Origin of the sequence: Microcoleus sp. S36b_A4 (genome assembly GCF_036700645.1) — a bacterium.
GTDB lineage: Bacteria > Cyanobacteriota > Cyanobacteriia > Cyanobacteriales > Microcoleaceae > Microcoleus.
On sequence record NZ_JAUBPI010000062.1, the window covers coordinates 1 to 12,820 of the forward strand.

A 12,820-nucleotide genomic window follows, 5' to 3' on the forward strand; every position below is an offset into this window, starting at 1 on the left:
TGATGGCTCAGATGATACTTTGATTGGGGGTACTGGGAGTGATCGCTTTGTGTTAAGCGCTAATAGTGGTATGGATATTGTGCTCAATTTTTCCGTAGGAAGTGATCAGTTTGTTCTGGCTGGTGGCTTGAGTTTTGAGGCTTTGCAAATTAACTTTACTGCGAATGCCACACTGCTGCAAGTTGCTGCGACTGGGGAGGTTTTGGCTCAGGTTTTTGGTGCTGATAATTCTATCACTGCTCTCGATTTTCTTACTCTTTCTCCTTGAAAACAAAGCGCATTAAATTCGCTGCATTTTTTCTAAAATTATAGCAACTCGGTTTGTTAAATAAACCGAGTTTTTAATTATTAGTACAAAAAATATCAAGCCGATGAATTATTGCTGATTCGACTTGCTGATAACCCTGAAATTGGTTATTAGTGAGTAATTCATTCTTGACAAAAGCCAGAAAAAAAGTTGATAACTACAAAATTTATAACCATTTCTTGAGTGAAATATAGATTAGCTGAATTTTTCCTAAAGTTATAGCAAATCGGTTTGTTAAATAAACCGAGTTTTTAATTATTACTACAAAAAATATCAAGCCGATGAATTATTGCTGATTCGACTTGCTGACGGCCCTGAAATTTTGGTAGTGAGTCATTCATTCTTGACAAAAGCCAGAAAACGAAGTTGATAACTACAAAATTTATAATTATTTCTTTAGTGAAATATAGATTATCTGACATTGAGCTGATTGACAGCCCTAAAATTTGTTCTTGATAAAGAATCAAGTCTGAGTGAAAATCGGAAATCCAAGCTTTGTTTACTACAAACAAGAATGCTTGTCAACTGCATTTAGGCAAAAAATATCTAATTAAAAGGTGTATTTTCGGAGATTGCGATCATTTTTCCTCATCATAAAATAAGTTGGCACTACGTCTGAATTGGCTAAAAAAACCCTGATTTACTAGGTAAATACAGCTAACTGCTACTTTAGGAAGATGTCGCACAAAAAAAAATCGAAGTAAATAGAACTTGTTAAGTATGCGAAGTCGAGAAATTAGTAATTAGAGATTTCCATTAGCAATTAACAATAATATCTACTACTGAAAATTGACCATTAACAAATCAAGGGGCTATCTAACTCATGAAAAATTTATGGTGCAACTACTCTTCGCCAATTCACAAATTAAGTTGCGATCGCCGCGACACTGACTGCATAAAAGTTTCTTTGATTGGGGCGCAGTTAGTCAGTGATCGGGTGATCAATATTTCCTGTTTAACAAAAGGGAGTCCGGGCGTCAAGACTAAACCTAAAAAACATTTAGTTTGCATCGATCCGAGGGTAGAGAATTATCAGCATCTTGCCAGCGGAGTCAAACCGGGGACAGAGATAATTGTCCTTGATCGAAGTCTGGACGGAGTAGAACAAATTACTGAGATTTTAGCTAAACGCAGCTCCATTGCCAGCCTTCAGATAGTTGCTCACGGCAAGGAAGCTTCGGTGCAACTGGGGTCAACTTTACTGAAGGATGAAAACTTACCAAAGTACGATCGGCATTTGCAACAGTGGCGCCATGCCTTCACGGAAAAAGCCGATATTTTAATATTAGCGTGTCAGGTTGGATCTGGAAAAGCCGGGATTGCTTTCGTGCAGAAGCTGAGAGAATTAACAGGCGCAAACATAGCGGCTTCCAACAATCTAATTGGCAGTGCAAAATTAGGAGGAAACTGGCAATTAAATGTTACAGCCGGACGAGTAAAAACCGCAATAGCCTTTGAAACAAAAACCCAGGAAACTTACAGCGCTGTCCTCATTAGTTTAGTGGACGAAAGTTTTCAAGACGCACGTCTAATCGGACCTTGGATCTCTGGGGTAACAGGCACGTCAGATGCTCCGGCTTTAACAGCAGGAACCGGAACGGAGAGTTTTCCAGGTTTGAACATAGACCCGGTTGGCAGCGGGGCGTTAAGATTAACTACAAGAACTTTTGACCAATCTACTTTTGTCATCTATAACAGTCAGGTTCCCGTCAATAGTGGTCTTAACATTGTCTTTGATATATTTGCCTACGACGGCACTGCACGTCCGAATTTAGCAGGGCGGACAGGGGACGGCATAAGTTTCTTTTTAATTGACGGTACTGTGACGCCAACAGTAGCTGGAGGCTATGGAGGGTCTCTCGGCTACGCCCAAAATACAGACACAAATCAGTCCGGTTTACGGGGAGGTTATTTAGGAATTGGATTGGATGAATTTGGAAATTTCTCAAGTGAAACTCAAGGGCGCGTAGAAGGAATTGGGGTGACTCGTAGAGCAGATTCGGTAACACTCCGAGGTAGCGAATCTACGGGATATCGATTTTTAACTTCTACGTTTGTGCCGCAGGGAATAGATAATATTCCCGATACCGTAAATCCTCTGCCTCCAAACGGGCCGATCAACGCCATTACTAGCAATCGCGAAGCAGCCAGAAGAAGAGTTCAAATTATTTTGCAACCACCCAATTCTGCAACGCCAAACCATCTCACTGTTAACTTTGATCTCAACAATAATGGTTCGTTTGCAGATCCGGGTGAGACTCTTATCGACATTGCCAATTTACAAGAGGAGATAAACGAGCCAATACCGGCAACATTCAAATTTGGTTTTGCTGGTTCAACGGGAGACGCTACAAATATTCACGACGTTCGCACTTTGTCTATCCAAACTATAGACGTGCCGCTTACTACAGCAGATGTTGCCTCAACGAAAACAGGCCCGGCCGCAGCGGCGCCGGGTAGCCCCATTACTTACACAATTACCACAGTAAATAACGGCCCGAACGACGCCGAAAACGTGGTGATTGAAGATCAATTGCCCGTCGGGGCAGTATTTGGTAGTGCCGACGGCGACGGCACTTTCAACCCGACAACGAGACTGGTTTCCTGGAGTATTCCGAATTTACCTCTTGGGGCCACCGCCACGCGCACCGTAACTGTTACAACCCCAACTACACTCGGCCCTATTACCAACAGTGTATTCAGCAGCAGCAGCACGATCGATCCCGTACCCGGTAACAACAGTGGCAGCAGCCCGGATGCGAGGGTCACGACCACTATTACAAACGATAGCGCTGATGTAGTGACGGTCAAAAGCGGGCCCCCTACTGCGGCTGCAGGCTCGACTGTCACCTACACAATTACGGCAGCCAACAGTGGGCCGAGTGCGGCAACCAATGTGGTGATCAGCGACACCATTGTTCCGGGTTTAACAGGAGTCAGCGTCTCGGAGGGCGGAACTTACAGCCAAACTACAGGTATTGTGACTTGGCCGACGATCACATCCCTAGCCAGCGCAGCCAGCACCAACAGAACCGTCCGTTTTCCACTTCCCGCCACCGGCGGCCCCATCGCCAACACTGCTAGCAGCACCTCAACGAGCCGAGACCCCAATCCTGACAACAACAACGGCAGCAGCCCGTCGGCAAGAGTCACCACCACGATCACCGATAGCGCCGATGTAGCTACGATCAAAACCGGGCCCCCTACTGCGGCTGCGGGCTCGACTGTTACCTACACAATTACGGCAGCCAACAGTGGGCCGAGTGCGGCAACCAATGTGGTGATCAGCGACACCATTGTTCCGGGTTTAACAGGAGTCAGCGTCTCGGAGGGCGGAACTTACAGCCAAACTACAGGTATTGTGACTTGGCCGGCGATCACATCCCTAGCCAGCGCAGCCAGCACCAACAGAACCGTCCGTTTTCCATTTCCCGCCACCGGCGGCCCCATCGCCAACACTGCTAGCAGCACCTCAACGAGCCCAGACCCCAATCCTGCCAACAACAACGGCAGCAGCCCGTCGGCAAGAGTCACTACCACAATCACCGATAGCGCCGATGTAGTGACGCTCAAAACCGGACCCGCTACTGCGGCAGCCGGATCGACTGTCACCTACACAATTCTCACCGAAAACAGAGGGCCGAGTACCGCTACCAACATCACCGTTACAGACAGCATCGTTCCCGGTTTAACGGGCGTTACAGCATCCAACGGCGGTATTTACGACCCAGCCACAGGCATTGTCAGCTTTCCGCCCATTGCCAGCTTAGCTGACGGCGTGGCCGTCAGCCGGACTGTCAGATTCCCAGCCCCGGCGACCGGCACTGTCAGCAACACGGCAAGAAGTACCTCAACCACTAATGACCCAAATCCCGACAACAATAACGGCCGCGATCCCGGCGCAACTGTTAGCACCAGCATCGCCTCTGCCCCGACTCCCCCACCCGCACCGACTCCGACTCCCGCCAACCTACGGCCGATAGCTAACAATGTCAACCTCGAAATCGCCCCCAGCAGCGCTGTGGCGATCGCAGGACTCGGAGGAAGTGATCCCGACGGTTCGATCGCATCCTTCACCATCAACACCGTCCCACCAGCAAATGAAGGGCTGATATTTTTAGGCAATCCCGATACCGGCGGAACGATTGTCACGGCCGGTCAAATTCTGACACCTGCTGACATTAACCAATTATTTTTCCAATCGACAGCCAACTTTACAAAAGCAAATTTCACCTACAGCGCTACAGACAACCAGGGCGCTACCAGCCGCGCCAGCGCTACTGTATCGGCGCTGCTGCCGGAGCCCAACCAACCGCCAGTAGCTAACAACGTCGACCTCGAAATCGCCCCCAGCAGCACTGTGGCGATCGCAGGACTCGGAGGAAGCGACCCCGACGGGTCGATCGCATCCTTCACCATCAACACCGTCCCACCAGCAAATGAAGGGCTGATATTTTTAGGCAATCCCGATACCGGCGGCCGGATTGTCACGGCCGGTCAAATTCTGACACCTGCTGACATTAACCAATTATTTTTCCAATCGACAGCCAACTTTACAACAGCAAATTTTACCTACAGCGCTACAGACAACCAGGGCGCTATCAGCCCCGCCAGCGCTACTGTCTCTGCCATTCCCCTGAACGAACCAACACCAACACCAACACCAATACCAACACCCACACCCACACCAGCGCCAACACCAACACCACCCGTCCCGGAACCCACACCCACACCACAAACACCAGCGCCAACACCAACACCACCCGTCCCGGAACCCACACCAACACCACCCGTCCCAGAACCAACACCCACACCACGCATCCCAGAACCAACACCCACACCACCCATCCCAGAACCAACACCCACACCCGCAGCGGAACCAACACCCACACCCGCAGCGGAACCAACACCCACACCCGCAGCGGAACCAACACCCACACCCGCGCCGATACCACCAACACCCACACCCGCAGCGGAACCAACACCACCCCCCATATTCAACCCAGTACCCGAACCAGATACCAGTTGCGGTTGCGCCCCCCTGCAAGGGCCCCCTGTGATCACATTTATCCCCCCCCAGCCTTCCCCCATACTCAACTTCGACTCCAACGCCGCCCAACTCATCGACATCCAAAACACCAACATCGGCACTCCCGGAAACGATTCCTTAACAGGAAACGAAACCAACCAACTGTTTCTCTCCTTTGGTGGCGACGACACAGTATTAGGTGAAGGCGGCAGCGATATCGCTTTCGGCGACCAACAGCGAGATTACATAGCTGCCGGTAAGGGCAACGACATCGTTTACGGCGGCAAACAAACCGATGCCGTATTTGGTGGCAAACAAGACGATCGCATTTTTGGAGATCGCAACTCCGACACATTGTACGGCGATCGCGGTGCCGACACCATAGTCGGCGACAACGGCAACAACATCGACTTAACCGACAACGACAGCGACCTAATTTTCGGCGGTGATTCCGGCGACGCCATTGCCGGCACTCAAGGCAATGACACCGTTTACTCCGGCAAAGGCCCTGACATCGCCTATGGTGGCATCGACAACGACCTAATTTGGGGTGACAAAGGCCCCGACACCCTGGACGGCGACAACGGAGACGACTCTTTGTTTGGTGGCCTCCTCAACTCCCTAGACAGTGACCCCGACGGCTTCGATTTGCTGACAGGAGGCGATGGCAACGACTTACTTCACGGCCAAGAACAAGACGACACCTTGCGAGGTGGTAACGGACGGGATTTGCTGTTTGGAGGCAAAGGGGGCGATCGTCTTTTCGGCGAAACTGACTCGGATACTCTCTACGGCAATCAAGGTTCCGACACCATCATCGGCGACTACGGCACTGCAGCAGGTAGCACAATTGCGACTGATGAAGGTGATTTAATTTTCGGCAACGACACCGGCGACATCATCGGCGGTGGCAGCGGTAACGATAGCATTTTTGCCGGCAAAGGTAATGACTTAGTTTACGGTGGCAAAGACAACGACTTGATTTGGGGCGAACTCGGTTCCGACACGATTGTCGGCGATGAGGGAGACGATTCGCTTTATGGTGGCTTGCAAAACGAGTTAGTGTCCGATGTGGATGGCCGCGACTTGCTATTTGGCGGAGATGGAAATGATTTTCAGGGTGGCGGTGAAAGTTCCGACTCTCTCGATGGGGGTTCTGGTAACGATACCCTTCGTGGTGGCAAGGATGACGACTTGGTAAATGGAGATGCTGGCGATGATTTGATCTACGGCGATGATGGTAGCGATATTTTGTGTGGCGATGAAGGTAATGATACCATTAGTGGCGATCGCGGGGAAAATCTGCGAGGGGCTGTGGGTGAAGACGGTCAGCAAGACTGTATTAATGGTGGTAATGGCGATGACCTGTTATATGGCAATGAAGGTCAAGATGCTCTCAATGGTGATGATGGTAATGACACTATTTATGGAGGGAAAGATCGCGATATTCTCAATGGGGGTGCAGGAGATGACTGGCTGTTTGGTGATGGCTCAGATGATACTTTGATTGGGGGTACTGGGAGTGATCGCTTTGTGTTAAGCGCTAATAGTGGTATGGATACTGTGCTCAATTTTTCCGTAGGAACTGATCAGTTTGTTCTGGCTGGTGGCTTGAGTTTTGAGGCTTTGCAAATTAACTTTACTGCGAATGCCACACTGCTGCAAGTTGCTGCGACTGGGGAGGTTTTGGCTCAGGTTTTTGGTGCTGATAATTCTATCACTGCTCTGGACTTTCTCACTCTTTCTCCTTGAAAACAAAGCGCATTAAACAGCGTGTAAGGTTCCATTCATACAGCACCTTACCGCTGTTTATTCAAAAAATCTAATCCTAAAAAAATAGCTGCGATGCTTCCTGCTACACAAATTTCTCGGTTTTTTATTTTTAACAAAACTTCAGCAATAGGAACTAAAGCTACTTCAATATCTTCTGTAATATCTAATTTTATTTTGCTAGCAAGCTTGACATTTTTAGCGAAGTAGAGGTGGATAGAATTGGTGTCTTTTACGGGGTTATCATATAAGGTTGCTAGTTCCAACAATTCTTCAGCAACATATCCCGTTTCTTCGGCAAGTTCTCTGGCGGCTGCCGATTTCCCGCTCTCTTCAGCAGGATTGAAAGATCCAGCAGGCAGTTCCAGCAAAATTTCGCCTACTCCGTGCCTGTATTGGCGCACTAATAAAAGTTCGTGCTGCTCTGTTGTGGCAAATACAAGGGCGATGTTGGGTCGAACATTAACAAAAAAGTCGTCTATAATTTGTCCGCTTGGCAATTCTATTTCATCTTGTCTAACCTGACACCACTTGTTGTTAAAAACGAAGCGCGATCGCAATAATTTCCATTTAACTAAATTTTTCATATCGCAATAATGCTAAACTTTCAGCGTCATCCGAACTCAAAATTTTCCCATCCATAATCTATTTCAAATCAAAAATTTCACTTAGCCGCCATGCCATACAAAAAATTACTCACCCGATTTGGGGAAGACTTACAAAAATTGACTGTTAATTCTCTACCAGCGGGATTGTTTGCGATCGAGTCACTGGGTCTGAGTCTAGCAGTCGTCGCCGCAGTTGCAGCAGTGCCGACAACACTGGAACCAGCAAATGCTTCTACAGTGACAAGTTGGCAATTCGATCCGGCGACAAATCAGCTAGAAATTACTCTCCCAGAGGGAACAACCCCCACATATTCTCTACTCAACCCGTCTCAGATTGCTGTGGATTTGCCCAATACTGAGATCGGAGTAGATTCAACTCAGCTATACCCGCAAGGCAGAGTGCGTTCTGTGGGGGTGAGTCAACTTCAACCGGGAACGGCGAGAATTCTGGTCAATTTGGCTCCAGGAGTCGGTTTCAGCGCAGGGCAAGTTCAATTCCAAAGAAGCGGGGTAGAAAATCGCTGGGTGTTGCGTCCTTCGATCGAACCGACTCCAATTATGGAAACTTCCGAAACTCAGCCGCAGCCTGCAATACAAGTACCGCAAAACCAGCCGCCGATTGATTCCAGGTCAATTAGTGCCCCAGAGGTCGATCGACCTGAGCCTCCTACTGCCCCGAATCCCGCTACAAATTTTTCGCCGCGGTCAACTTCAAATGACCAAATCCGGCCGCTAAGAGTGCCTTTAGTCAATGTTCGCCTTGACGAACGCCGTGGGGTAAAAGCTGCTGCTGTACCCCGCCTAGATCCTCAACAAACGGCTGCTGCACCCCAACAGCGGACGCTTACCTTTGGTGAACCGCTTCCTCGCGCACGATCGAATGCTCCTTTGCAGGCTGCGACTGGGGCGAATGTCTTGTTGCCGGCGGGCACGGAGCTCAGTTTGCTATACCTCGGCGATCGGGCTTTGCGACTGCAAGCGAAGCCCAGCCGAAAGGAAGTGCTGCTCCTGCAAGGGGGAATTCTCGACGGTCTCGGTAATACGATCGTACCTGCTAATACGCCGGTCATCGGTCGGTTTGAAACAACGAACCTCGGCAGTCAATTTGTGGTCGAAGGTATTAGTCTCAACGGCCGCAATATCCCTCTCTTGGCTCGCTCCGAACCCGTGGGCGGCCGCCGGCAACAGCCGACCGATCGCAGTTTGTTGCGAAATACTGGTATTGGTGGCTTAGCTTTGTTCTTGCTGAGCGGCTTTTCTGGTATCGGTTTGTTGGCGGGAGCAGCCGGTGGTGTTGCTACAACTTACGTCGCTGCTCCTCAACCTGCTACGATTCAACCCGGCCAAATTTTGCAAGTTCAGTTAACGGAAGATTTCCCCCAGTTTGATTTTTGAAGGAAGAAGGAAGAAGGAAGAAGGAAGACTTTCTTCTTCCCTCGAATCTCTTAGTTCAATATTTTCTTAGAGCAGTTTTCCATCCTATGAAACAAAATAAGGACTTAGGCTTTGCCTAAGTCCTACCGCATATCTGTAATTGACTCAACTGAAAACCGCTATATCGGCGATTTAGAAATTTTGACCTTCACTGGTTGGAGCTATCGATCCCGGTTGATTGAGGAACAGGTTTTTAGCGCCGTCGTTTTGGTAGATACAGTTAATTTCGGGTTGAGCTTCTAGGGGGCCGGTGAACCCAAAGGTGTTCATGCGATTTTTGCAATCGCGCACTTGGTCTTGGCTGATGAGTTTTCTTTGTTCCAGAATTGCCCAGTTATTGGTTCGCAGGACGCATCCGGGGCGCATACTCGGCTGCGAGATGTAGACGTTGAAGGGGTTGAGGGTGACGTAGAGGCGCATATCTGTCACCATCGCGCTTGCTCCAAACTGCACGCAAAGTTCTGGGTTCGGGGCGCTGCGATCGATAAATTCGCGGGAGGCTACGTTCTCTGGGCTAATTGTAGCGGTGGAGCTAAAGGCAATGCCAATGCCAATTCCCAGAATAAAGACGGCTGTTAAAATCCCTAATGTGGCGGAATTGAGGAAAGAGGGTTTGCCGGACTGAGGTTGACGCCGCGACTGTCCGCCAAAGGAGCCGGAGTAATCGGAGTCTTCATCTCCTCGGGATGGGTCGCCGCTGAATCTGTCGTTGTAGGATTTAGGTTTGCGTTTCATATAAGGTTCCGTCAGTTCTGGAGACTCAACAGGTAGTAGTTTGTTATTTTTAACCGATCGCGCCTTTCTAATATTATGGCGCTAGGAATGTGGTTGCGGAGGGCCCAGGACACGCCCTGTGGGTTTGGTGTTGGGTTCACAGCTCGCGATCGACCCAGGGGCTGCCTTGTCTGAATTTTCAGATTTCAATAAAATAGCTGAAAGTGAGATAGTCTTGCACAGCGGAGGAATCCGGCTCAAGATTGTTGACAAATTTTAACATTTTACAAGTCAGGAGGTATAGATTAGTGTCTGTCGAAATTATTCAAAAGCCTTCCACAGTCCGCAAGCTTGCACCGCGCTACCGCGTTCTGCTGCACAATGATGATTTCAATCCTATGGAGTACGTGGTGCAGACTTTGATGGCGACGGTACCGAGTCTGACTCAGCCACAGGCGGTAAATGTGATGATGGAAGCCCATACTAACGGGATGGGATTGGTGATTGTTTGCGCTCTCGAACACGCTGAGTTTTACGCTGAAACGCTCAATAATCACGGGTTGAGTAGCAGCATTGAACCTGACGATTAGAACCTGACGGTACTGCAACGGATTCGCGTAGCCGGTTTCAGACTCATACCGTCCTCATACCGTCAACCCTCATACCAAAAAGCCAAGGGTTAGGCCCTTGGCTTTTTGGTATATTTAATCCGGTAGATATGGAAATTTGAAGAGGATAGGTTTTTCGGAACGGCCGGAAGTGGTTCGGAGCTAGGTGAGCTCTCGCGCCAATTTCAACTCTTCAATCTCAAATCTTTATCAGAGGAAATTAATAACGTCCTCCGCCGCCGCCCCCTCCGCGAGCAAATTTTCCAGGGCCACCGCCGCCCCGGTTGCCGCCGCCCCGGCCACCTTCATCTTCGCGGGGCTTGGCTTTGTTAACTTTGAGGTCGCGACCCATCCACTCTGCTCCGTCGAGAGCAGCAATCGCTGCATCTTCTTCTGCATCTGTGGACATTTCTACAAAACCGAAGCCGCGGGGGCGACTGGTTTCTCTGTCGGTAGGTAGATGTACCCGCTTAACAGTTCCGTATTCGGCGAAGACGGTGGTGATGTCTTCTTGGGTAACTTGGTAGGATAAGTTACCGACGTATATCGACATGAGGAATAACTCCAAAATTTAGACAGTGCGAAGATTTCAGTTTCGGAGAGTCCCCTGCCGATACAGAAGGGCAAGTTTTTAGACAATTCTGTAGCAATGAACAAAGCCTGCAACTGAATCTGATTCACACTTGGTACTTTAACATAGAATAATGTCTTTTGAGTAGGTTTCAGGAGTTAATTAAGTTGTTCTAATCAAAGGTAAAACTTTTAGGGTATTCAGAAACCTGGTCGATCGGCGTGATGTTTTGCCTGCATTGGAAGCAGAGAAAGTTATGCCGCGCCCTCTCACCGCAGGAAAGATACATCCACCTTGCCAAAGTTGGTACTCAAAGCTAGGTTTACGTTTTCTAGGGCTTTGACTAACCACACCACGCCTTCTCGGGTACTGCATTCGTAATGACCGAACAAAATTGCCAGTCGCTTTTCTAGGTAGGGCTTGACTTTGCCGCAAATTAGTACGATTTTCAGCAGCAAACCTGTGGTTTGGGTCGGCCCGAGGTTTGAGATCAGGTCGATGAAGACAAAGTGGTTGGGCCGCACAGGACTCTCTACTACTAAAAAGTTCAATAACTGGCTGCAAGTTCTGATCATTAAAAATTCGTTAAAATTCTGATCATCGCTGTGGGGCAGGGTATTTTGTAGTTGCTTATACAATTTTTCGTTAAACAGACGTTTGCCGTAGCGATCGTCGGTGACAGAAGAAATCAGGTATTCGTACAAGTCGTCTTTAAAGGATCGGTAGGACTGATAGGTGCTGGCGTTCGCCGTGAAACGGCCCGCTAGCTCTCTGTAGGTATCGGCTCCTTCTACTTTTCCCACAAATTGCTTGAGGGCAAAGAATAGTTCCGGGTCGGTCAAGAGGGTAGGATTTTTTATAAGCTGTATATTTCTGCCGAAGGAAAGGGAGGTTTCCCGACGGGCTATGTGGGCTTTCCTCACTTGGTGAGCGACATATTGTGAGAGGTTGATCTCAAATTGCTGCTGCTTTTGAGCTTGGATTTTTTTAATGATCTTTTGCTGTTCGTAGGTGCTGTCGTCGCTGAGGAGGCAGTGTTTGTAGAGGTAAGGGTAACGGGGAATTAAGGTTCCGAGAGCTAGGGTAGCAGGGGTTTTGCTGTTGCTGCTATCTTCATTGCTGTGAGTTATGACTTTGGCTAAACGTTGGAGGGTGAGGTACTGTTCGCTTTCGGTAAATTGATTTACTAATTGGGGGATGGAGCCTCGCCCGCGCGATCGATTGTATGCAAATAATATTTTTTTGGGCGCTTCTTCAAACAGAGCGATCAATTCAGGGATGGCTACTTGCTTGCTGGGGTAAGTTTGCCAGCGGTTGATCAGGATGTGGCAGCAGCGGTTGAGGATGTACTTGAATTCTTGTTCGGCGTGTTCTGAGGCTGCTATTTTTTCGAGTGCTTCGGCGATCGAGCGATCGGGATATCCGCTACCCTGGATAAACAAAGTGCGAAAGCGGCTGATGAGTTCGGCAGGCTGCTCTCGTTGTACCAACTCCAGCCAGTGCTTGTAAAGTAGCTGTTCTTCTTCGTGGCTTTGTCTGTTGTAGTCGTTCACTGTGGATTAACCCTCCGAGGCTGGGGCAGGAGCTTTCAGCGCTATTATTTTGATGAATTGGCGAATGAATCGCAACAATTGAGTCAACCGAGCTTCTCGCCGGATGAGGCTTATGGGTAGAAGCTGTCAGCAGCTTAAGCCGATCAATATTTTTTGCTTAGTTAAACTATTTATCAACACCAGCATGACATGAATTGTTGGTAATTAGCAAGGCCTTAAATACCAT

7 protein-coding genes and 1 pseudogene are annotated in these 12,820 nt (G+C 48.9%); 4 read left to right on the top strand and 4 right to left on the bottom strand.

Going from position 1 to position 12,820, the window contains the following annotated elements; all coding sequences use genetic code 11:
* Together QUA03_RS19030 and QUA03_RS19035 are read left to right on the top strand one after the other, a co-directional pair.
* Positions 1–268 (top strand): annotated as a pseudogene (locus tag QUA03_RS19030) (calcium-binding protein); the annotation flags it as partial.
* Positions 269–1,130: 862 nt separating this feature from the next.
* A complete protein-coding gene (locus QUA03_RS19035) occupies positions 1,131–7,088 on the top strand; it encodes a DUF4347 domain-containing protein (protein WP_333213956.1) in 5,958 nt (1,985 codons plus the stop codon).
* A gap of 47 nt (positions 7,089–7,135) precedes the next feature.
* On the opposite strand, the gene QUA03_RS19040 is transcribed toward QUA03_RS19035, so the two are convergent.
* Positions 7,136–7,693 carry an NUDIX hydrolase gene (locus tag QUA03_RS19040; protein ID WP_333213958.1) on the bottom strand — a complete coding sequence of 186 codons (558 nt, stop codon included), beginning with the start codon at positions 7,691–7,693 and terminating at the stop codon, positions 7,136–7,138.
* Positions 7,694–7,783: 90 nt separating this feature from the next.
* Between QUA03_RS19040 and QUA03_RS19045 the strand changes: the two genes are divergently transcribed.
* Positions 7,784–9,109 carry an AMIN domain-containing protein gene (locus QUA03_RS19045; protein ID WP_333213960.1) on the top strand — a complete coding sequence of 442 codons (1,326 nt, stop codon included), beginning with the start codon at positions 7,784–7,786 and terminating at the stop codon, positions 9,107–9,109.
* A gap of 171 nt (positions 9,110–9,280) precedes the next feature.
* Here the strand turns inward: QUA03_RS19045 and QUA03_RS19050 are convergent, their stop codons facing one another.
* Positions 9,281–9,883, bottom strand: a complete 603-nt coding sequence (locus QUA03_RS19050) for a DUF3172 domain-containing protein (RefSeq protein WP_333213962.1) — start codon at positions 9,881–9,883, stop codon at positions 9,281–9,283.
* Between the two features lie 287 nt (positions 9,884–10,170).
* Between QUA03_RS19050 and clpS the strand changes: the two genes are divergently transcribed.
* Complete coding sequence (clpS, locus tag QUA03_RS19055) at positions 10,171–10,452, top strand: ATP-dependent Clp protease adapter ClpS (protein ID WP_015178019.1); 282 nt, start codon at positions 10,171–10,173, stop codon at positions 10,450–10,452.
* Positions 10,453–10,690: 238 nt separating this feature from the next.
* On the opposite strand, the gene QUA03_RS19060 is transcribed toward clpS, so the two are convergent.
* Positions 10,691–11,023 (bottom strand): RNA-binding protein, encoded by a 333-nt coding sequence (locus QUA03_RS19060; RefSeq protein ID WP_190743136.1) that lies wholly within the window; start codon positions 11,021–11,023, stop codon positions 10,691–10,693.
* 287 nt (positions 11,024–11,310) lie between these two features.
* Positions 11,311–12,594, bottom strand: a complete 1,284-nt coding sequence (locus QUA03_RS19065) for a hypothetical protein (protein ID WP_333213964.1) — start codon at positions 12,592–12,594, stop codon at positions 11,311–11,313.
* Positions 12,595–12,820: the final 226 nt, after the last annotated feature.

Coding starts and splice junctions, on each gene's coding strand:
- QUA03_RS19035 (WP_333213956.1), top strand. CDS start 1,131: ATGAAAAATTTATGGTGCAACTACTCTTCGCCAATTCACAAATTAAGT.
- QUA03_RS19040 (WP_333213958.1), bottom strand. CDS start 7,693: ATGAAAAATTTAGTTAAATGGAAATTATTGCGATCGCGCTTCGTTTTT.
- QUA03_RS19045 (WP_333213960.1), top strand. CDS start 7,784: ATGCCATACAAAAAATTACTCACCCGATTTGGGGAAGACTTACAAAAA.
- QUA03_RS19050 (WP_333213962.1), bottom strand. CDS start 9,883: ATGAAACGCAAACCTAAATCCTACAACGACAGATTCAGCGGCGACCCA.
- QUA03_RS19060 (WP_190743136.1), bottom strand. CDS start 11,023: ATGTCGATATACGTCGGTAACTTATCCTACCAAGTTACCCAAGAAGAC.